This window comes from Paraburkholderia fungorum (genome assembly GCF_046026025.1).
In the GTDB taxonomy this organism is placed as follows: Bacteria; Pseudomonadota; Gammaproteobacteria; order Burkholderiales; family Burkholderiaceae; genus Paraburkholderia; species Paraburkholderia fungorum_E.
This window is the reverse complement of the sequence record NZ_JAQQFL010000001.1, coordinates 398,580-417,579: the sequence shown is the minus strand read 5'-3', so window position 1 is coordinate 417,579 and position 19,000 is coordinate 398,580. Positions and strand designations below refer to the sequence as shown.

The 19,000-nt window shown below is 62.3% G+C and carries 19 protein-coding genes and 2 tRNA genes; 9 read left to right on the top strand and 12 right to left on the bottom strand.

Annotated features, from left to right (window positions below; genetic code table 11):
* Nucleotides 1-61: 61 nt before the first annotated feature.
* Entirely contained in the window at nucleotides 62-739 is a 678-nt protein-coding gene (locus PQR67_RS01915) for a LysE family translocator (RefSeq protein ID WP_408453669.1), read from the top strand.
* 81 nt (nucleotides 740-820) lie between these two features.
* Here PQR67_RS01915 and PQR67_RS01910 read toward each other — a convergent pair whose 3' ends face one another.
* Together PQR67_RS01910 and PQR67_RS01905 are read right to left on the bottom strand one after the other, a co-directional pair.
* Nucleotides 821-1,786: a threo-3-hydroxy-L-aspartate ammonia-lyase gene (locus PQR67_RS01910; RefSeq protein ID WP_408453666.1), complete on the bottom strand. Its 966-nt coding sequence runs from the start codon at nucleotides 1,784-1,786 to the stop codon at nucleotides 821-823.
* Between the two features lie 145 nt (nucleotides 1,787-1,931).
* A complete protein-coding gene (locus tag PQR67_RS01905) occupies nucleotides 1,932-2,234 on the bottom strand; it encodes a hypothetical protein (RefSeq protein ID WP_408453663.1) in 303 nt (100 codons plus the stop codon).
* Nucleotides 2,235-3,001: 767 nt separating this feature from the next.
* Here PQR67_RS01905 and PQR67_RS01900 point away from each other — a divergent pair.
* From PQR67_RS01900 to PQR67_RS01885, 4 genes are all read left to right on the top strand, one after another.
* Entirely contained in the window at nucleotides 3,002-3,940 is a 939-nt protein-coding gene (locus PQR67_RS01900; RefSeq protein ID WP_408453659.1) for a Rossmann-like and DUF2520 domain-containing protein, read from the top strand.
* A 77-nt stretch (nucleotides 3,941-4,017) separates the two neighbouring features.
* A complete protein-coding gene (locus PQR67_RS01895) occupies nucleotides 4,018-4,338 on the top strand; it encodes an EthD family reductase (protein WP_408453657.1) in 321 nt (106 codons plus the stop codon).
* Nucleotides 4,339-4,554: 216 nt separating this feature from the next.
* Nucleotides 4,555-5,118, top strand: coding sequence for a YggT family protein (locus PQR67_RS01890; RefSeq protein ID WP_408453654.1), 564 nt, complete (start codon nucleotides 4,555-4,557; stop codon nucleotides 5,116-5,118).
* Between the two features lie 84 nt (nucleotides 5,119-5,202).
* Nucleotides 5,203-5,276: transfer RNA gene (locus tag PQR67_RS01885), tRNA-Gly, on the top strand.
* A gap of 136 nt (nucleotides 5,277-5,412) precedes the next feature.
* On the opposite strand, the gene PQR67_RS01880 is transcribed toward PQR67_RS01885, so the two are convergent.
* A complete protein-coding gene (locus PQR67_RS01880; RefSeq protein ID WP_408453651.1) occupies nucleotides 5,413-5,796 on the bottom strand; it encodes a hypothetical protein in 384 nt (127 codons plus the stop codon).
* A 384-nt stretch (nucleotides 5,797-6,180) separates the two neighbouring features.
* On the opposite strand from PQR67_RS01880, the gene trmB reads away from it, so the two are divergent.
* Entirely contained in the window at nucleotides 6,181-6,975 is a 795-nt protein-coding gene (gene trmB / locus PQR67_RS01875) for a tRNA (guanosine(46)-N7)-methyltransferase TrmB (protein WP_408453648.1), read from the top strand.
* An 84-nt stretch (nucleotides 6,976-7,059) separates the two neighbouring features.
* Here trmB and PQR67_RS01870 read toward each other — a convergent pair whose 3' ends face one another.
* The 3 genes from PQR67_RS01870 to PQR67_RS01860 form a co-directional block, all read right to left on the bottom strand.
* Nucleotides 7,060-7,896 (bottom strand): undecaprenyl-diphosphate phosphatase, encoded by an 837-nt coding sequence (locus PQR67_RS01870; protein ID WP_408453646.1) that lies wholly within the window; start codon nucleotides 7,894-7,896, stop codon nucleotides 7,060-7,062.
* A gap of 79 nt (nucleotides 7,897-7,975) precedes the next feature.
* Nucleotides 7,976-8,569 carry a DUF1439 domain-containing protein gene (locus PQR67_RS01865; RefSeq protein ID WP_408453643.1) on the bottom strand — a complete coding sequence of 198 codons (594 nt, stop codon included), beginning with the start codon at nucleotides 8,567-8,569 and terminating at the stop codon, nucleotides 7,976-7,978.
* Between the two features lie 89 nt (nucleotides 8,570-8,658).
* Nucleotides 8,659-8,988, bottom strand: coding sequence for a YkgJ family cysteine cluster protein (locus tag PQR67_RS01860; RefSeq protein WP_408453640.1), 330 nt, complete (start codon nucleotides 8,986-8,988; stop codon nucleotides 8,659-8,661).
* 232 nt (nucleotides 8,989-9,220) lie between these two features.
* Between PQR67_RS01860 and hemN the strand changes: the two genes are divergently transcribed.
* Nucleotides 9,221-10,606 (top strand): oxygen-independent coproporphyrinogen III oxidase, encoded by a 1,386-nt coding sequence (gene hemN, locus PQR67_RS01855; RefSeq protein WP_408453637.1) that lies wholly within the window; start codon nucleotides 9,221-9,223, stop codon nucleotides 10,604-10,606.
* Between the two features lie 106 nt (nucleotides 10,607-10,712).
* A tRNA-Leu gene (locus PQR67_RS01850) sits at nucleotides 10,713-10,797 on the top strand.
* An 85-nt stretch (nucleotides 10,798-10,882) separates the two neighbouring features.
* Here the strand turns inward: PQR67_RS01850 and PQR67_RS01845 are convergent.
* Nucleotides 10,883-12,268 carry an amino acid permease gene (locus tag PQR67_RS01845; RefSeq protein ID WP_408453635.1) on the bottom strand — a complete coding sequence of 462 codons (1,386 nt, stop codon included), beginning with the start codon at nucleotides 12,266-12,268 and terminating at the stop codon, nucleotides 10,883-10,885.
* Between the two features lie 214 nt (nucleotides 12,269-12,482).
* Here PQR67_RS01845 and PQR67_RS01840 point away from each other — a divergent pair, with 214 nt between their 5' ends.
* A complete protein-coding gene (locus PQR67_RS01840; protein ID WP_408453632.1) occupies nucleotides 12,483-13,460 on the top strand; it encodes an alpha/beta fold hydrolase in 978 nt (325 codons plus the stop codon).
* A 10-nt stretch (nucleotides 13,461-13,470) separates the two neighbouring features.
* On the opposite strand, the gene PQR67_RS01835 is transcribed toward PQR67_RS01840, so the two are convergent.
* The 5 genes from PQR67_RS01835 to gsiB form a co-directional block, all read right to left on the bottom strand.
* Complete coding sequence (locus PQR67_RS01835; RefSeq protein WP_408453630.1) at nucleotides 13,471-14,304, bottom strand: M55 family metallopeptidase; 834 nt, start codon at nucleotides 14,302-14,304, stop codon at nucleotides 13,471-13,473.
* Between the two features lie 9 nt (nucleotides 14,305-14,313).
* Complete coding sequence (locus PQR67_RS01830; RefSeq protein ID WP_408453627.1) at nucleotides 14,314-15,411, bottom strand: DmpA family aminopeptidase; 1,098 nt, start codon at nucleotides 15,409-15,411, stop codon at nucleotides 14,314-14,316.
* Complete coding sequence (gene gsiD / locus PQR67_RS01825; protein WP_408453624.1) at nucleotides 15,408-16,313, bottom strand: glutathione ABC transporter permease GsiD; 906 nt, start codon at nucleotides 16,311-16,313, stop codon at nucleotides 15,408-15,410. Before gsiD ends, PQR67_RS01830 begins: the two co-directional genes overlap by 4 nt.
* Before the next feature lie 7 nt (nucleotides 16,314-16,320).
* Nucleotides 16,321-17,241, bottom strand: a complete 921-nt coding sequence (gene gsiC, locus PQR67_RS01820) for a glutathione ABC transporter permease GsiC (protein ID WP_120343555.1) — start codon at nucleotides 17,239-17,241, stop codon at nucleotides 16,321-16,323.
* A gap of 101 nt (nucleotides 17,242-17,342) precedes the next feature.
* Entirely contained in the window at nucleotides 17,343-18,905 is a 1,563-nt protein-coding gene (gene gsiB, locus PQR67_RS01815) for a glutathione ABC transporter substrate-binding protein GsiB (protein WP_408453619.1), read from the bottom strand.
* Nucleotides 18,906-19,000: the final 95 nt, after the last annotated feature.

The following is a 19,000-nucleotide window of genomic DNA, read 5'->3' as shown; positions in this document are numbered from 1 at the left end:
ACACCGGATCGCTCCCGCTCGAACAAGTCTGAATAACAAAACTGATGGAGCAGTTGCGCGGATGCATGCCTTTTCAATGATGTCGGATGGTTTTTTCCTGTCGTTGTCCTTGTGTCTGGATATCGGTCTGGTCAACGTCGCGATGATTTCGCTGACGCTGTCGCACGGCTTCAAACCGGGCTTCTGGCTGGGCCTCGGTTCCTGTTTCGGCGACCTGGTGTACGCGGCGCTCGCGCTCGCGGGAATGGCCGCGCTGCTGCAATTCGAATCGGTGCGTTGGGTTGTGTGGATCGGCGGCGCGGCGGTCCTGCTGTTTCTCACGTGGAAGATGGCGCGTGAAGCGCTGTTCCCGACTTCGGCGCCAGCCGTTGCCGGCGAAGCGGACGCGAATGCGCCGCACCTTTCCGCGCGGCGCGGTTTCTTGCGCGGCATGTTGCTGGCAATGTCGTCGCCCTCGGCGATTCTATGGTTCGCCGCTGTGGGCGGTGCGCTAATCGCGAAAGCCGGCGCCACCAGTGCGACGACTGCACCGGTATTTCTCGGCGGCTTCTTCCTGGGCGGCTTATGCTGGACGATCTTTATCTGCGGGCTCGGCAGCCACGGGCGCAAACGCGCCGGCACCGGTTTGCTGCGCGCGTGCCACGTGTTGTCGGCGCTGCTGTTCGCGTACTTCTCGTATAGCGTGATCGTGAACGGATACCGCGATCTGATCGTGCAGACCGCACAGGCGGCGAGCTAGAAAAAACGGCTCGCCAAGGCGAGCCGTCTTCCGTCACTTCCGTCAATGTCAACGAGCGCAACCTGGCGCGTTGCAAAGCTATCAGGCCAGATACTGCGCCAGCTTTTCCAGATCGACGTTGCCGCCGCTCACCACCACGCCGACACGTTTGCCCTTCACCGGCACGATGCCGTTGAGCACGGCAGCCGCCGCGAGGCATCCCGTCGGTTCGACTACGATCTTCATGCGCTGCGCGAAGAAACGCAGGGTTTCGATCAACTGCGCGTCGCTGACCGTTTCGATCTGCGTGACCAGCTTCTGAATAATCGCGAACGTGTAGTCACCGAGATGCGTCGCCGCAGCGCCATCGGCAATCGTGCGCGGCGCGTCGATATGCACGATCTCGCCGCGCGCCAATGATTGCTGGCCGTCGTTGCCTGCTTCGGGCTCGACACCGATCACGGTGCACCCCGGGTTCAAGGCCGCCGCCGACAATGCACTGCCGCCAATCAATCCGCCGCCGCCAAGGCAAACGAACAACATGTCGAGCGGGCCGGTTTCTTCGATCAGCTCCTTCACCGCCGTGCCCTGCCCCGCGATCACATGCGGATGGTCATACGGCGGAATCAGCGTCATGCCACGTTCTTCGGCGAGCCGCCGGCCGATTTCTTCGCGATTCTCGGTGTAGCGGTCGTAGCTGATCACTTCGCCACCATAGCCCTTGGTCGCCGCGACTTTGGCGGCGGGCGCATCGTGCGGCATGATGATCGTCGCGCGAATCCCGGCGAGGCGCGCCGATAGCGCGATCGCTTGCGCGTGGTTACCCGACGAGTAGGTCAACACGCCCGCTTTGCGTTGCTCCGCGTCGAAATGTGAAATCGCGTTGTAGGCGCCGCGAAACTTGAACGCGCCCATGCGTTGAAAATTTTCGCACTTGAAGAACACCGACGCGCCCGTGCGTTCATTGAACGTGCTCGACGTCAGAACGGGGGTGCGGTGGGCGACGCCCTCAAGACGCGCGGCGGCGTCGAGTACGTCATCGAAGGTGGGGGCGGGAAGTACTTGCATCGGCAAAACTCTCCAGAAGCGGTGGCGAAGCAGCCATTCTCCCAGCTTCGCCGGTGCTTTGGTATGCCGCGGTAAAAACACGAACGGCGTAACCCGGCGATCAAGCCGGCGTTACGCCGTCAACGCATTCGTGCTCTTGTTGCGATTAGCGGCGATAGTAGCCGTGACCGTAGTAACCGCGGTAGTAGCCATGATGATAATAAGGACGGCCATAGCCGCCGTAATACCCGCCCACCACGACCGGCGGCGGTGCGTAATAGCCGGGTGCATACACCACCGGCGGAGGCGGCGGCGGTGCGTAATAGACCGGCGGCGGCGCGGCATAAACCGGATACGCCGGTGCGATCGGAATGCCAATACCGATACCGACGGAAACGTGCGCCTCAGCAGCAGTAGCGAACCCCACGCCGAGTGCGGCGGCAACGACAAACGGAACGATCTTTTTCACTTTGTTCTCCTGGCGCGGCCCACTAAGGTCGCCGACTTCGCATGCCTTGCATGCCATGAATTCAATGTATCGAAAAAGCCCGTACATAGATGTGCACATTTGTTGCAAATTGCAATCGGTGGCAATAGATCGGAATTTGCATCGGCACGGCGCCGTCAGGACGCCTGGTGTAAGAGACTGACAACCAAGGGTTTGCCAGCGGGCGGGCGAACGGGATTCCACGGTCTTGCCGCGCCAGGCGCATCAGGCATGCATTTGCCAGTAATCTTTAATTACAAATTAGCTTCAATCCTGACGGCCCAAATGAAAAATGCCCGACGCAATCGCGCCGGGCATTTCTTACCTACGAGCAGACGGTAGCTTCAGCCTACCTTCACATAGGCGAATTCTCGGGAGACGTTCGGCGGGACATACGCACCGCTGATGCACACGCGTGGCGTCAAGCGCTTCTTCTGGTCCCACCAGCGACGGCGCTGCGAGTGCGTTAAGAACCGCAAGTGCTTTCGGTAAGAAAAAATATTCATCGTTACCTCCCGAATCTGACTGCGAGACGAAAAACCCAGAACAGCAACTACCAAACCAGCTCATGAAGGAAATTGTGAGCAGTTTTCAGACCCGCGGGGCGCGCACGGCCGGATGACCGACCGGACGCGTCATATCGCGCGCGCACTGATCAGAGGAATGCCCGCGGCGAGACACGCCACTGCCTGACGGATGCGCGATACTTCTGCTTTCCCGTTCAAGCATCCCGTCTGGAGCAGGCAACCATGTCCCAGCCCTCTCTGCCGCGCCTCGGCTTCATTGGCGCGGGCCGGCTCGCGCGCTGCCTTGCGCTAAGCTTTTCGCGCGCCGGCTATCCCGTCACGGCGGTGGCGAGCCGCACGGTGGCTTCGGCCAGCCGGCTCGCCGGTCAAATCGAATCTTGCGCGGCATTCGACGACCCACAACGGGTTGTCGATGCCGCCGATATCGTCTTTTTAGCGGTTCCCGATGACAGCATCGGTACGACAGCGCACACACTGCGGTTCACAGCCGACGCGGCAGGCGCCCCGCACGGCAAAGCGCTCGTGCATTGCAGCGGCGCCTCGCCAGTGGACTTGCTGGCCGCGGCGCGCGACCAGGGCGCTGTGATCGGTGGCTTTCACCCACTCTACCTCTTTAGCGGCGATCTCGCCGACCTCGACCGGATCGCCGGCTGTTCGGTGACGATCGAGGCAGACGGCGCGCTCAAGGACGCGCTGACGGCACTGGCCGTCGCCCTGCGCTGCCATCCACTCTCGATTCCTGCGGGCGGGCGCATGCTGTACCACGCTGCCGCGCATTACGCCGCCAGCTTCGCGCTGTGCAGCCTCGCTGAATGCGTCGCACTATGGCGCACGCTGGGCTTTGCCGAAGACGACGCGCTGCGCGCGCTGCTGCCGATGCTCTCCGGCACCATCGAAACCGCCCGCGACAAGGGTCTCCCCAATGCGCTCGCCGGGCCCGTCTCGCGCGGCGATACGGGCGTGGTGGAAAAGCAGTTGGCGTTGCTGGAAGGCCTTGGCGGAGACCACGCCGCGCTGTACGGTTTGCTGACGCGGCGCGCTGTCGGACTGGCCGAACGCCGCGCCAAACCGCCCGCCGCGATCGAGGCGATTGCCCAGAGCGTGGAAGAATCGCTTAACCGCTCGCTGAATCAGGCCGCAGCAGGTGCAAGCGTCAAGTAAGCCGTGATAATGTGACGTCCGGCGCCGCGCGCAATCCGCCTGCGCTGCGCTTCGGGACCAACAGACGAGAACGCACAATGATCAAGGTCAGCATCCTCTATCCGTATCGGGAAAACGGCCACTTCGACGCGGACTATTACTGCGTCACGCACATGCCGCTCGCGGCAAGGCTGTTCGGGCCGTCGCTGAAAGGCTGGTCAGTCGATGTCGGCATCAACGCCGGGCCGCCGGGAACGCCGCCGCCGTATGTCGCCGCGGGCCACTTCCTGTTCGAGAGCGCGGACGACTTCTACAAGGTCTTCAAGCACGCCTCGGAACAGTTGCTTGCCGACATTCCGAATTACACCGACGGCGGCAACGGCACGATTCTGATTAGCGAAATCAAGATTTCTGTGTGATATCCCATGGCCGCGTGTGGCTTGGCAGCCTACAGTTTGCCGATTAGTCTCACTCGAGGTCTGGAAATAGATCGACTGCGTCCCCACCTGGACGCATACGCGCCCTCGTATGGAAACGGCGCAGGCAATTCAAATGAACACGCCGGCGCACCGATCGGTCCGCGCCGGCACCCCGCGGCCGATCGACGGCCGCCATTCGAAGGATAAGGACACGAGATGTTTGGCGATATCGCCCGTTTTCTGCTCAATACCGTCTTCACGCTGTTCGGCGCCGCGTTGCTGCTGCGCGCATGGCTGCAGGTCGTGCGCATGCCGCCGTACAACCCGGTCACGAACGCCGTGCTGCAAGTCACCAACTGGATCGTGCTGCCCTTGCGGCACGTTCTGCACAGCACCCGCAATATCGACTGGGCGAGTCTCGCCGCCGCGCTGATTGCCGCAATCGTCTATGTGGTGCTGATGGTGGTGCTCACCGGCGCCGATCCGCTCACGCTGGTGCCGACGCTGCTGATCGTCGCCGTGCTGACGGTCATCAAGTGGGCGCTGAATCTGATCATCTGGATGACGATCCTGATGGCGCTGCTGTCATGGCTCAATCCGCGCTCGCAAGCCATGCCGATCCTGTACCAGTTGACCGCACCGTTCCTGAATCCGCTGCGCCGCGTGGTGCCGCAACTCGGCGGCCTCGACCTCTCGCCGATTCTGCTGTTCGTGATCGTGCAGGTGTTGCTGATGGTGGTGACACGTGCGGCGGTTCAGTTGACCTACTTCGTGATCTGAACGGCGCGCCTTGTGGGCTGCGGGCAAGGGGGCGGTGGCGTGATTTGCGCTAACCACCCCTTCCCGAGTAGAATCATGCGCTCTGCGGGCGTCGTATAATGGTAATACCCTAGCTTCCCAAGCTAGAGCCGTGGGTTCGATTCCCATCGCCCGCTCCAGATTCTTTCAGCCAGCCTGTCGATCGACCAGGCGGCTTCGCGAAAGAATCTGAATCTGCTGCGTTGCCCACCTGCTGCATACTCCCCGTCTGTTATTCAGGAAGTCGCTCAACCGCGCGATAAAGCCGCACGGTATTCAGCACCAGTGGTTCGCTTCCCACACCAGACGCGCTGACGCAGCCGTGTGATACCGGCCGAGAATATAGCGAATCCCACCCTGGCATTCCTCGACAGCATTCCCGAACGACTTTTCGCCATTCGGATTCAATTCACATTGAGACCGCAGCAATTGATACATGCCGCGTGTGGCCAGCTTCCCGTTGCGCCTGCCCACCGCGCCGCCCGACTCCTGCGCCATGATCCACAGTAAATCGTTGAATTGCGTGAGCGGCACGCCTTCCACTGCCATGGCTTTGCGAAGTGCGTTCTGAGAAGTAGTCGGAACGGCAGTCGGATCGACCGCGATCCAGGCCGCTTTGGCCGGTTTTGCCTGACGATGATTGTGTGCGTATTTACCCATGGTGGATTTTCGTTTTGATAATCGTTGCAAAGGGATGGCTTACAACGCGATTAAATCATACGAATCGTAATCATGGTTATGAAAACGTAATCTTGCCGCCGATTTCGGGCTCCCTTCCAGCGCACCCGCGTCTGGACGCACCCTTTTCCGGTGTGCTACCTTACGCGCACTTGCAACGCCCGCTCCACCTTCCTGCTGAGCCTTCAGCAGAATCCAGCACGAGCCGCCTCCCATGAAGGCGGCTTTTTTGTAGTGGCGGCGGCAAGGCATAGCGATCCGAGCGACCCGCGCCTGTGTACCGCGGCCCGTGCCGCGCACGCGCAAAAGGCGCTCGCAACACGCCGGGCAAGCCGCCAAGCCCTTACCCTTGTAGCAGCATCGACAATGATCCACGATCCAAACGACGCCGGCCTGCCGGACCAACTCCCGCCGCCTTCCACCGCAGCCGAAGACCAACCGGCCGATGCCGACGCCGATGCCGGCGCGACGCCAGAAGAAGCCCTGCACCGGCGCCGCATCCGCAGCTTTGTCACGCGTGCGGGTCGCGTGTCCACCGGCCAGCGCCGCGCGATGGACGATCTCGGCCCGCGTTTCGTACTGCCCTTCGCACCGCAGCAACCCGACTGGAACAGCGTGTTCGGCCGTGCTGCGCCGCGCGTGCTGGAAATCGGCTTCGGGATGGGCGCGACCACGGCGGAGATCGCCTCGCACCGTCCCGACGACGACTTCCTTGGCGTCGAAGTGCACGAGCCGGGGGTCGGCGCACTGCTAAAGCTGATGGGCGAGCAAACGCTGTCGAATATCCGCATCATTCAGCACGACGCGGTCGAAGTGCTTGAGCAGATGATCGCGCCGGACAGCCTCGACGGCGTTCATATCTTCTTTCCGGACCCTTGGCACAAGGCGCGCCACCATAAGCGCCGGCTGATCCAGCCGAAGTTCGTCGCGTTGCTGGTTTCGCGTCTGAAGCCGGGCGCGTATTTGCATTGCGCAACCGACTGGCAAAACTACGCCGAGCAGATGCTCGAAGTATTGGGCGCCGATCCCGCCCTGGAAAACACCGCCGACGGCTACGCGCCGCGTCCCGAATATCGTCCGGTGACGAAGTTCGAACGCCGCGGGCTGCGGCTGGGGCATGGTGTGTGGGATCTGGTGTTCAGGAAGCGCAGCGCGGCGTAAAACCGCACGCTATAGCTCGCCCGCAATAAGAAAAAGGTCCGCCAACGCGGACCTTTTTTCATGATTCCAGAAACCGGTGAGAACTCAGTCCGCCCAGCTCAATGCGCCGCTATAGCCGACCAGCAGGATCAACAGACCGAAGCCGATCCGGTACCACGCGAATACGGTGAAATCGTGCGCGGAAATATAGCGCAGCAGCCAGCGCACGCAGGCGAAGGCGCTGATAAAGGCCGCCACGAAGCCGAGCGCGAAACTGCCGAGCGCGTCGGCGGACAGCAGGTGCCAGTCTTTGTAGAGTTCGTAAGCCGTCGCACCGAAGATGATCGGAATCGCGAGGAAGAAGGAAAACTCGGTGGCGACACGCCGTTCGAGGCCGAACAGCATCCCGCCGATGATCGTCGATCCCGAGCGCGACATGCCAGGGATCAACGCGAAACATTGAGCCAGACCGACTTTCAGCGCATCCAGCGGACTCAGATCGTCGACGTGCTGAACGCGCGCCGCCGTGTCGCCCCGCGCGCGCTGCCGCGCTTCAGCCCACAGAATCACCACCCCGCCCGCCACCAGCGCGAACGCGACCGGCACCGGCGAAAACAGCGCCGCCTTGATGGCCTTCTCGAACAGCAAGCCCAGCACAACCGCCGGAATCGTTGCGATGATCACGTTCAGTGTGAAGCGCCTTGCGTCAGGCCGGCTCGGCAAACCGACCACCACACTGCCGATGCGGCGGCGAAACTCCCAGCACACGGCCAGAATCGCGCCGAGCTGGATCACGACATCGAAGGTTTTTGCGTGCTCATCCGTGAAATTGAGCAGACTGCCCGCGACGATCAAATGGCCGGTGCTCGATACCGGCAAAAATTCCGTCAACCCTTCAACGACGCCCAGAATCAGCGCCTTGCAAGCCATTAGCCAGTCCATCCGTGACCCTCATCGCTGTAGATAGTCGGAACGAACAGGGCCCGCACGATGCGCGCGGCCCTGTCGACCGCGCGTATCGTCATTTTTCGACGATTTGCACGCGTATGCCGTTTGTAAGGATCGTGATTGTACCGGGTTCGTAATTCACCCCGGCAAATTGCAACTGCTCGGGCTTGAAGGTGTAGATCGGGTAGTTGGTCAGCAACTGCGTGGCAAGCACCGCCGCCGCGGCATTGATCTGCTGCGTGTAAGCCTGCGCCTGCCCGCTCACACTGACGTTGTCGACGTTCGGCGACTTCAGCACGACGGATTTGCTGGCCGCGTCGTAGGCCAGTTCGCTCGACAGCGTGAATACGCCGTCGACCGGCTGCTGCATGAACGGGCTCGCGAGGCGCGCGTCGAGCTTCACCGAAACGCGGTTCGCGTCCGGCAGGAAGCCGACCACCGGATTGGTCAGCGCGACCTCGAACACTTGCGAAACCGTGCGTTGATACGGGAATTTGCGCTGCACTGCGTCCTGCACCTGTTGCTGCGAGAACGTGTAATGCGAGGGGATGAACGGAAAAGTCGACGTCGCACACGCTGCCAGCGACACGGTGATGCCAAGCGCGCTGCAGCCTGTCAGCGCTGCAAGCAGGAAGCGGCGCCGGGTCGGCGCTGCGGGTCGATTCATGCGAAATCTCCTGTGGAAGCCCTCTCGAGCATGCGGTTACGTTGGGTCGTGCCTGTCTGAACGGATGGCATGACGGGATCGTTCAGGCGCTAGCGGCGCACCGCCGGCTGCGGTTGAGTCTGCATTTCCAGTTGGGTGAGCCACGCGAGCGCTTCATTGCGGCTCGCGCCGCACATGTCCGTCTGCGGTTGCAGACCGGAACAACACGCCGGCCGCTCGGGCTGACCGAAGATCGCGCAGCGCAGATCGTCACCGAGTTGCACGCAGCGCACGCCCGCCGGTTTGCCGTTCGGCATGCCCGGGATCGGGCTCGAAATCGACGGCGCGATACAGCACGCGCCGCAATCGGGGCGGCATGCGTGACCGGTCACATTGAACGGGGACTCGCGCTTCAGAACGCTGCTCGACACATCACTCACGACATTTTTCCTGAACTCGAAAACAGGCAGCACAACACACAACGCAGCGCCAGACCCGCATTGTGCCATCGCGTCGCGTGCGACCTTTTTACACAATCCGGCAGGGGGTCACCCACGTAAACTTGGTGGCTACGAAAGGCCACGCTCAAGAGGCGTTTGCGCAGTTCGATCCGGTCCCGAGAATCCTCCGGTTCGTGCCTCTTCAGGGGTGGCTGTCAAACCCGAGCGCCTTATGACCACCGCCAATCTGCTGTTCCGCCCCGACCTGCTCGCCAAGTACAACGCAAACGGTCCACGGTATACGTCCTATCCGACCGCCCTGCAGTTCCGCGACTCGTTCGATCCCGCCGACTATCTACGCGCCGCCGCCGACCCAGGCGCATCTTCCACCGACCTGTCGCTGTACTTCCACATCCCCTTTTGCGACACCGTGTGTTTCTACTGCGGCTGCAACAAGGTCGCCACGAAAAACCGCGCTCACGCGCGTCCTTATGTCGACCGCCTGAAGCGCGAAATGGCGCTGCAGGCAGCGTGTTTCGACACGCGGCGCCCCGTGTCGCAATTGCACCTGGGCGGCGGCACGCCCACGTTCCTGTCGCATGACGAAATGGCGGAACTGATGGTCGCGGCACGCGAGCACTTCGCCTTGCTGCCCGATACCGAAGGCGAATATTCGATCGAAGTCGATCCGCGCGAAGCATCGCCCGAGACCATTGCGCATTTGCGCAGGTTGGGCTTCAACCGGCTCAGTCTCGGTGTGCAGGATTTCGATCCGGTGGTGCAGCAGGCGATCAATCGCATTCAGCCGCTCGATATGACCGTGTCGGTGATGCAGGCCGCGCGCGATACGGGCTTCCACTCGATCGGCGTCGATCTGATTTACGGGCTGCCGCATCAAACGGTCGGCAGCTTCAGCCGCACGCTCGACACGATGATCGAACTCGCGCCCGACCGTCTGTCGGTGTTCGCGTACGCGCACATGCCGCAGCTCTTCAAGATGCAACGGCAAATGGATGAGGCCACGTTGCCGTCCCCGGCCGTGCGGCTTGCAATCCTGCAACGGGTGGTCGAGCGGCTCACGGACGCGGGCTACGTCTACATCGGCATGGATCACTTCGCGCTGCCCACCGACGAACTCGCGCGCGCGCAGGCGCAGCGTACATTGCATCGAAATTTCCAGGGGTACAGCACGCGTGCGGAATGCGATCTGATCGGCTTCGGCGCGTCGTCGATCGGCAAAGTCGGCGACGTGTACGCGCAGAACGTCAAGGACCTGCCCGGCTATGGCGCGGCAATCGATGCCGGCAAACTCGCGATCACGCGCGGCGTGCGCCTCACCGCCGACGACCGCCTGCGTCGCGATGTCATCACGCAATTGATGTGCAATCTGGAGTTGCGTTTCGATGAATTCGAAGCCGCGTACGGCATCCGCTTCGCCGATGCGTTCGAGCCGGAACTGGAACGCTTGCGCGGCTTCGAGCAGGACGGACTGGTGTCGGTGAGCAACAGCAAACTAGAGGTGCAGACGGCTGGGCGCATGCTCGTGCGCAACATCGCGATGGTGTTCGACCGCTATCTCGGCCAGCAGGCGCTCGAACGGTTTTCGCGCACCGTTTGATGGCCAGGCGTGCGAAGAAGGCCGGCGACTTGCCCGCGGTCGAATTTTCGGCCATAATCTGCGTCTTCGCCGCGCGCCAAAGTCTGACGCGTGCGCTGCAGGACCTGCCCAGGTGGTGAAATTGGTAGACGCAGGGGACTCAAAATCCCCCGCCGCAAGGCGTGCCGGTTCGATTCCGGCCCTGGGCACCAAAGAATTCGATTGATTCCGATTGACCGCAGTTCAGCTTCATCTTCGAACCCCGCCAGCACCTGCTGCCCGCGGGGTTTTTCGTTTCTACTGCCCAGCCACCCGCGTGCCGCCATGCAGCGCCGCGCGCCGGCACTTGAACACATAGCCGGCCCACATCACGACGAGCCAGGCGGGCACGAGCCACACCGAGACCGAGAGGCCCGGCGTCATGGCCAGAATCACGAGGATCAGCGCCATGAAGGCAAGGCAGATCCAGTTGCTGACCGGGAACCAGAACGACTTGAACACGAGCGTCTCCCCCGCCGCCAGCATCGCCTTGCGCGACTTCAGATGCGTCAGGCTGATCAGCGCCCAGTTCAGCACGAGTGCGGCCACCACCAGCGCCATCAGCACGTCGAGCGCTTCGGCGGGAATCAGATAGTTGACGATCACGCAGGTGAACGTGGCGAGCGCCGACAAACCGATCGCCATATACGGCACGCCGCGCCGGTCGACCTTCATCAGCGCGCGCGGTGCGTTGCCCTGTTCCGCGAGACCGTAGAGCATGCGGCTATTCGCATACACGCCGCTGTTGTACACCGAGAGCGCCGCGGTCAGCACCACCACGTTGAGCACATTCGCGGTCAGCGTCGAGCCGATCTGCGAGAAGATCATCACGAACGGACTGCCGCCGGCCGCGACCTGATTCCACGGGTACAACGAGAGCAGCACCGCCAGCGAGCAGATGTAGAAAATCAGAATCCGGTAGATCACCTGATTCACCGCCTTCGGAATGCTCTTCTGCGGGTCGGCTGCTTCAGCCGCCGTAATCCCGATCAACTCGAGGCCGCCGAACGAAAACATGATGACTGCGAGCATCATGAACAGGCCATGAAAACCGTGCGGGAAAAAGCCGCCGTCGGCCCACAAATTGGTAATCGAGGCTTGCGGCCCACCATGGCCGCTGATCAGCAGATAGCCGCCGAACAGGATCATGCCGATCACCGCCACCACCTTGATGATCGCAAACCAGAATTCGGTTTCGCCGTACGCTTTGACGTTGGCGAGATTGATCGCGTTGATGAGAACGAAGCACACCAGCGCCGAGACCCACGTGGGCACCGCCGGCCACCAGAAATGCACGTAGGTGCCGACTGCGGTCAGCTCGGCCATGCTCACGAGCACGTACAACACCCAGTAGTTCCAGCCGGACAGAAAGCCGGGAAAGTCGCCCCAATACTTGTACGCGAAGTGGCTGAACGAACCGGCAACCGGTTCCTGCGCGACCATTTCGCCAAGCTGCCGCATGATCATGAAGGCGATGATGCCGCCGATGGCATAGCCGAGAATCATCGACGGACCGGCTGCCTTCAACACGCTGGCGGAGCCGAGAAACAAGCCGGTGCCGATTGCCCCGCCCAGCGCGATCAACTGGATATGGCGATTTTTGAGCCCGCGCTTCAGGCCCTCTTGCTGCTGTGCACTATTCAAAATTGCGCCCCAGTGTATGGATATCGTTCACCCGACCAGGCTTATGGTCTGCCCGGGCAGAACCTGAAATTTTACCGCGACCGATATTCGCTCAATACTGGGACCAACCCGCGCTTGGTTCTGCGCCGCACTTAACGGCGAGGATAGTGATTGTCACTGGCGGAGCGCTTCGGTATGTTGCCCTAGTCAAGGTCTCGCCCTGCGGAGATTCAACATGTCGCCCAAACACCTGCTTTGCGCCGCTGTTTTGTGTCTCTGCTTCGCTGGGGAGGCCGCTCTCGCGCAAACCGCGACCCCACCGGCGGAACCCGCCGCCGAACCGGCCGACACGCCCGCCATGGAGTCGAGCGCACCGGAAGCGCCGGCCCCGCCACCCGTCGAGCCGGCCGTGGTCCCCGCCGTGCCCACGACGCCTGCCGCGACCGCCCCTACACCCGCCCCACCCGCCACCCCAAGAGCCGCTACTCCCGCAGCCCCCGCGCCGCCAATGAGCGGCCCTGTGCGCAACGTCGTGCTGGTGCATGGCGCGTTCGTCGACGGATCGAGCTGGAACGGTGTCGTCGCGAAGTTGCAGCAGAAGGGCTATCACGTGAGTTCGGTGCAGAACCCGCTCACCTCTCTCGCCGACGATGTCGCGGCCACGCGCCGCGTGCTCGCGCGCCAGGATGGCCCGACCATCCTGGTCGGCCATTCGTGGGGCGGCGTCGTGATCACGCAAGCCGGTGCGAACGCACCGAACGTCGCGGGTCTCGTCTACGTGGCGGGGATTGCACCGGACCTGCATGAAACGACAGCGGACCTGATGAAGCGCGCCCCGCCGACGCCTGCGGGTCAAAGCATGGTCGCGGACCCGACGGGCTTCCTGTGGTTCGACCGCACGAAATACCACGCCGACTTTGCCGCCGACGTGCCCGAAAACCTCACGCGCGTACTGGCCACGGCGCAAGTCCCGATCGCCGCCACGGCCTTCAGCGAAACGGTCAGCCAGGTCGCGTGGAAGGAGAAGCCGTCGTGGTACGTGCTGACCACCAAGGACCGCGCGGTGTCACCCGCCGTCGAGAAATTCATGGCCGACCGGATGAAGGCGAAGATCGTGCCGATCGCATCGAGCCATCTCGCGCCGGTTTCGCACGCGGGCGCTGTGGCGGATGTGATCGATCGCGCCGCGCGGGAGTTGAGCCGGCAACAGTAAAACAGACAGTTCAGCGCAGCATGAACGACATGGCCGACAGGCAGTTCAGCATGCGCACCGCATGTTCCACTGACTCAGCGCCAAAGCGCAACGTGACGGCGTCGACGCGCGTAAGCGTCGGCCATTGGCAGAACAGGTCGGCCAGCGCGGTGGTTTGCACACGCAACTCGCATTCCACGGACTTCGACGCAGCGCGCGTGGCTTGCGGCGCATGGCCTGTGTCGATGTAATGCCGTACCACTTCGCGGGCCGCATTTTCAATCGCACCACGGGCGCTTGCCGGCGCCTGCGTCACGCCGCTCGCCTGCCCCGTGGCGCTCTTGGTCACAACGAAACGCGCGCCAGGAAAGCGCGGCGCGGTTTCCTCGGCGAATACATCGTCGCCGGACAAAAGCGCTACCTGTGCACCATATTCTTCCGCCAGCGCGCCATACAATCCGGCCTCGCCGACTTCGACGCCGTTCAGCAAGACACGTGCGAACGCGAAGCTGTTGATCGTATGCGAAAGAATGCCGCGCGTTTGTGAGCGGGCGTGATAGCCGATCATGAACACCAGCGCCGCGCCATACTCGAGGCCGGCCATCATGCCGAGTGTGCGCGGCTTGCCGAGCACCACCTGGGCACGTGCATCGAGTAGATCGGGCAGCAGATTGCGGAAGCCGCCGTGCGAATCGTTGACCCACACGTGGGTCGCGCCACCGGCGAATGCGCCCTCAATGGCGGCATTGGCTTCGAGCGTCATCCAGCGGCGTGCCGCTTCGTATTCGCCGTTACCCGCGCGCGTTTGCTCCGGGTGGAACACGCCGGCTACGCCTTCGATGTCGGCGGAAATCAGGACTTTCATCAGGAATGCTTACTTGAGAAGTTGAGCAAGATCAGGGGCGGTGTCGTGCAGCGAGAGACGACGATGACCGTCGCGCCCCGTGACGGTGGCCGCGCTCCAAAGCGCATCGACGATTGCTTGCTCGACGCTGTCCGCGCAGGCACGGAACAGCGGATCGAGGCGTGCATCGGCGAGCACGGGCGGCAGCGCGACAAAGTCGGATTCGTGGGGTACGGTGTAGGCCGTTGAGAACGCCAGCGCGATATCGCCGCTGCCGTGGCCGTACACCGAACCGGTTCGTGCGAGACCGGCTGCGGCACGCAACGACAGACGCTTGAGTTGACGAGCGTCGAGCGGTGCGTCGGTGGCGACGATCATGATGATCGAGCCTTGCTCGGGTTTCGAGTTGGCGTTCGAGTTGGCGTTCGAGTTGGCTTTCGAAGTGGTTTTGGCCGCGCGTTCGGCCAGCACGCGACCTAGCGGCGTGCCGTCGATCGTCAACATCGGCAGGCGGCCGAAGTTCGCCAGCACCAGCGCGCCGACGCTATAGCCCTGCCCTGCTACGTCGACCACGCGCGATGCGTTGCCGATTCCGCCCTTCAGATCGAAACACGACATGCCGCGGCCCGCACCGGCCGAACCGCTCGCGACGTCCACGCTTGCGGCTGCGCACGCGTCGTTGTAATGCCGTTCACTTACCGCCAACGCCTGAATATCGTTCAGGTATCCGTCATTGCATTCGAACACCAGCGGATTGAGCGTCGACCATTCACGTCCGATCCGCGGATTGGCATGAATTGCAGCACGGATCTGCGCTTGCGCGACCGCCGCGACGCCGAAGGTATTGGTCAATGCAATCGGCGTTTCCAGCACGCCGAGTTCTTCGACCTGCACGAGCCCGATGCTTTTACCAAACCCGTTGATCACCGAAGCCGCGGCCGGCACCTTGTTCAGAAAAGGATCGCCAGAATGCGGATGAATCACGGTGACGCCGGTTTGCACGGCGCCATCGTCCAACGTGCAGTGTCCCACCGTGACGCCCACCACGTCGGCAATCGACCCGCGCGGGCCGCTCGGCAAGACTCCGATATGCGGTGCGCCTTTACCCGCAGTTCCAGTCGGACTCATGGCCGGTCGAGTTTCGGGTCGAGCGCATCGCGCAAACCGTCGCCGAGCAGATTGAATGCCAGCACGGCGAGGAAAATCGCCAGACTCGGAAACAGCGCGATGTGTGGTGCGGTCACCATATCGGCGCGCGCCTCGTTGAGCATCGCGCCCCACTCCGGCGTGGGCGGTTGCGCGCCGAGTCCGAGAAACGACAGGCTCGCCGCCGTGATGATCGACGTACCGATGCGCATCGTGAAGTACACCACGATCGACGAAATCGTCCCCGGCAGAATATGCCGCACGATGATGGTCCAGTCCGACGCGCCGATGCTGCGAGCCGCTTCGATATACGTGAGTTGCTTGAGCATCAGCGTATTGCCGCGCACGAGCCGCGCAAACGCCGGGATGCTGAAAATCGCCACGGCGCAGATCACGTTGATCATGCCGTTGCCGAGAATCGCGACCACGCCAATCGCCAGCAAAATGCCGGGGAAAGCGAACAGCACGTCGGCCACACGCATGGTGATGCGGTCCCACCAGCCTTCGTAGTACCCGGCCAGCAAACCGAAGAACGTACCAATCACCGCGCCGATCGCCACCGACAGAAAACCGGCCTCGAGCGAAATACGCGAACCCGCCAGAATACGGCTGAAGATATCGCGGCCCAGCGAATCGACACCAAACCAGTGCGCGGCCGAAGGCCCCGCGTTCAACGCGTCGTAGTCGAAGAAATTCTCCGGATCGTACGGCACGATATGCGGCGCGAGAATCGCGACCACGATCAGCAGCAGCACGAAAATACCGGCGGCGAGCGCCACATGCTGCTTACGGAATTTGCGCCAGAACTCACTCCACGGCGTGCGGATCGCGCTTTCTACGAGGGCGGCCTTGGCCGCATTCGCCTCGGTAGCAGAGATGCTCATGCGGGCCTCACTTGAAACGGATAGTCGGGTTGATGACGGCATACAGCACGTCCACAACCAGGTTGATGATGATGAATTCAAGCGAGAACAACAGTACTTCGGCCTGAATCACCGGATAGTCGCGCATCGCCACGGCGTCCACCAGCAGGCGCCCGAGTCCCGGCCAGTTGAACACCACTTCGACCACGATCGAGCCGCCCAGCAGAAAGCCGAATTGCAGCCCCATCATGGTGATGACGGGAATCATCGCGTTGCGCAGGCAGTGTTTGACGATCACGAGCCGTTCGGGCACGCCCTTCGCGCGTGCGGTGCGCACGAAATCTTCATTCATCACTTCGACAAACGAAGCACGCGTGAAGCGCGCCATCACCGCCGCCACGGCCGCGCCGAGCGTGAGCGAGGGCAGCACGTAACTCTGCCAGGAACCGTCGCCGACGATCGGCAGCCAGCCGAGCTTCACCGAAAAGATCTCCATCAGCAGCATGCCGAGCGCGAACGCGGGGAACGAAATACCCGACACCGCGAGCGTCATGCCGAGCCGGTCCGGCCAGCGATTGCGCCACACCGCCGAAACGATGCCGATACCCATGCCGAGCACCACCGCCCACACCATGCTCGCGAGCGTGAGCAGCAGGGTCGGCATGAAGCGCTCGCCGATTTCCTGGCTGACAGGCCGCTTGCTGCGCGTGGACGTGCCGAAGTCGCCGTGCGCGATCTTCACGAAGAAGTTGGCGAATTGCTCCGGCATCGGCTTATCGAGCCCGAGATCGGCACGCACCAGCGCAACGGTCGCTTCGTCCGCTTCGGGACCGGCCGCGAGACGCGCCGGATCGCCGGGCAACAGATGCACGAACAGGAATACCAGCACGGCGACGATAAAGAGCGTCGGCAGCAGGCCAAAGATACGTTTGACGAGGAAGTTCAGCATGAAACCAATCCGGCAATGAGGCGGGCAACGAAGATTCGTCGAAAAGCGGCCGCCCGGGCCGCGTGTCCATCTGGACCACGCAGCACCGGGCGGTCAACTCATCACTTGATCGCGATCTCGTCGAAATTGAACGAGCCGTCCGGCGCGACATAAGCACCCGACAGACGCTTGCTGCGCGCGTACACGACCTTCTCCTTGACGAGGAAAATCCACGGCGCGTCGGCCCAGATGCGTTTTTGCGCGTCGGTGTAGAGCGCGGCCTTTTTGGTGCGGTCGGTGGTTTCGAGCGCCTGCTTCAGGTCGCTATCCACGGTGTCGTTCTTGTAGTACGCCGTGTTGACCATCTTCGGCGGGAACGAGACCGACCCGAGCAGCGGCGTAATCGCCCAGTCCGCCTCACCCGTCGACGACGACCAGCCCGCGTAGTACATCCGCACCGGCGCGGTCGCCGGGTCCTGTGCGCTTTCCACCTTCGCGACGCGTTGACCCGCTTCGAGGGCTTCGACCTGCGCCTTGATACCGACTTGCGCGAGTTGCTGCTGCACGAACTGGATCACCTTTTGTGCGGTCGAGTAGTTATAGGCGGACCACAACGTCGTTTCGAAACCATTCGGATAACCCGCTTCCTTCAGCAATTCGCGCGCCTTCGCCGGATCGTACGGCCAGGGGCCGAGTTTCACCGCGTAGTCCACGCCTTGCGGCACCACGCCGTCAGCCGGCGTCGCGTAACCGGCGAACGCGACCTTCGTCAACGCGTCCTTGTTGACCGCGTAGTTCAACGCTTCACGCACCTTCGGATTGTCGAACGGCTTCTGATTGACGTTCAGGCTGATATAGCGCTGGATGATCGACGGCGACGCAATCAGATCGACCTTCGGGCTCGACTGCAATTGCGCGGCCTGTTCGAACGGCACCTGAAACGCGAAATCCGCTTCGCCGGTGCGCATCAACGCCGCGCGCGTGTTGTTGTCAACCACCGGCTTCCAGTCGATCGCATCGATCTTCGGATAACCCTTCTTCCAGTAGCCGGCGAATTTCTTCACTGTCAGGTCGCCTGCCGGATCCCACTTCACCAGCTCGAACGGGCCCGTGCCGACCGGATGGAACGCAATGTCCTTGCCGTACTTCTTCAGCGCGTCAGGCGAAATCATGACCGCCGACGGATGCGCGAGCACGTTGACGAACGCCGAGAACGGCGCCTTCAGAGTGACCTTCACCGTGTACGGGTCGACCACTTCGGTCTTCTCGATCCGGTTGAACATGTTGTAACGCTTGAGCTTGTTCGCCGGATCGGTCACGCGATCGAAGTTCGCTTTGACCGCGGCTGCATTGAAATCGGTGCCGTCCTGGAACTTCACCCCATGGCGCAGCTTGAACGTGTAGACCGTGGCATCCGGACTCGCTTCGTAGCTGTCGGCCAGCACGTTGACCAGTTTCATGTCCTTGTCGAAACCGAACAGGCCTTGATAGAACGACTTGGCGACAGCCTGCGAAAGCGTGTCGTTCGCGTCATACGGATCGAGCGTCGTGAAGGTCGACGCCACAGCCATCACGGCCGTGGTTTCGGCGTGCGCCACATTGCCCGCGAGCATCGCGAACACCACCGCGCCGCCGCTGACCAGCGCGCGCAAACGAAACGGAGAAGACGGGACCAGCAGGTTCATGAGGTTGCTCCAGGCTGCGAATTGAAACAGGGTTATGTGCTGCGAGAGAAAATTGCTTGGCGTGGCTTTTGGTCTGGCACTTCGTTCGGGTCTGC

Coding starts and splice junctions, on each gene's coding strand:
- PQR67_RS01910 (WP_408453666.1), bottom strand. CDS start 1,786: ATGCAAGTACTTCCCGCCCCCACCTTCGATGACGTACTCGACGCCGCC.
- gsiB (WP_408453619.1), bottom strand. CDS start 18,905: ATGAACCTGCTGGTCCCGTCTTCTCCGTTTCGTTTGCGCGCGCTGGTC.
- hemN (WP_408453637.1), top strand. CDS start 9,221: ATGACCACCGCCAATCTGCTGTTCCGCCCCGACCTGCTCGCCAAGTAC.
- PQR67_RS01870 (WP_408453646.1), bottom strand. CDS start 7,896: ATGGACTGGCTAATGGCTTGCAAGGCGCTGATTCTGGGCGTCGTTGAA.
- PQR67_RS01835 (WP_408453630.1), bottom strand. CDS start 14,304: ATGAAAGTCCTGATTTCCGCCGACATCGAAGGCGTAGCCGGCGTGTTC.
- gsiC (WP_120343555.1), bottom strand. CDS start 17,241: ATGCTGAACTTCCTCGTCAAACGTATCTTTGGCCTGCTGCCGACGCTC.
- PQR67_RS01880 (WP_408453651.1), bottom strand. CDS start 5,796: ATGGGTAAATACGCACACAATCATCGTCAGGCAAAACCGGCCAAAGCG.
- trmB (WP_408453648.1), top strand. CDS start 6,181: ATGATCCACGATCCAAACGACGCCGGCCTGCCGGACCAACTCCCGCCG.
- PQR67_RS01895 (WP_408453657.1), top strand. CDS start 4,018: ATGATCAAGGTCAGCATCCTCTATCCGTATCGGGAAAACGGCCACTTC.
- PQR67_RS01840 (WP_408453632.1), top strand. CDS start 12,483: ATGTCGCCCAAACACCTGCTTTGCGCCGCTGTTTTGTGTCTCTGCTTC.
- PQR67_RS01900 (WP_408453659.1), top strand. CDS start 3,002: ATGTCCCAGCCCTCTCTGCCGCGCCTCGGCTTCATTGGCGCGGGCCGG.
- gsiD (WP_408453624.1), bottom strand. CDS start 16,313: ATGAGCATCTCTGCTACCGAGGCGAATGCGGCCAAGGCCGCCCTCGTA.
- PQR67_RS01865 (WP_408453643.1), bottom strand. CDS start 8,569: ATGAATCGACCCGCAGCGCCGACCCGGCGCCGCTTCCTGCTTGCAGCG.
- PQR67_RS01915 (WP_408453669.1), top strand. CDS start 62: ATGCATGCCTTTTCAATGATGTCGGATGGTTTTTTCCTGTCGTTGTCC.
- PQR67_RS01890 (WP_408453654.1), top strand. CDS start 4,555: ATGTTTGGCGATATCGCCCGTTTTCTGCTCAATACCGTCTTCACGCTG.
- PQR67_RS01830 (WP_408453627.1), bottom strand. CDS start 15,411: ATGAGTCCGACTGGAACTGCGGGTAAAGGCGCACCGCATATCGGAGTC.